Origin of the sequence: Pseudomonas sp. EA_65y_Pfl1_P113 (genome assembly GCF_963970525.1) — a bacterium.
GTDB lineage: Bacteria > Pseudomonadota > Gammaproteobacteria > Pseudomonadales > Pseudomonadaceae > Aquipseudomonas > Aquipseudomonas tritici.
In genome coordinates this window covers 1-444 of sequence record NZ_CAXAQM010000626.1, presented here as the reverse complement: position 1 = coordinate 444, position 444 = coordinate 1, and the positions used below count along the sequence as shown (strand labels likewise).

General features: G+C 65.1%; 1 protein-coding gene. It reads left to right on the top strand.

The genetic code is table 11. The features are described 5' to 3' along the window. Positions 1 to 12: 12 nt before the first annotated feature. Positions 13 to 444: helicase-related protein (locus AACY52_RS31435; protein ID WP_339561565.1), on the top strand; the 432-nt coding region annotated here is incomplete at its 3' end.

The following is a 444-nucleotide window of genomic DNA, read 5'->3' as shown; positions in this document are numbered from 1 at the left end:
CGGGAGGAGACGATGCTGCTCGGCTCCGAAGCACTGCGGCCGATGCTCAAGGCGCTGGTCCCGAAGGTCGAGATCATCAATCGCCCGCGCTTTTCGACGTTGACCTATGCCGGGGCCAAGAAAATCAGCCGCTTGCCCAAACGCTCGGCGATCGTCGCGTTCAGCGCCGAGGAAGTCTATGCCGTGGCCGAGATGCTGCGGCGCTTACGCGGCGGTGCGGCGGTGGTGATGGGCGCGCTTAGCCCGCGCACGCGCAATGCGCAGGTCGCGATGTTCCAGGCGGGCGAAGTCGATTATCTGGTCGCCACCGATGCGATCGGCATGGGGCTCAACATGGATGTGGCGCATGTCGCCTTTGCCAGCCTCAACAAATTCGACGGTCATCGCCAACGCCGCCTGCGCATCTCGGAAATGGCGCAAATCGCCGGGCGCGCCGGGCGGCAT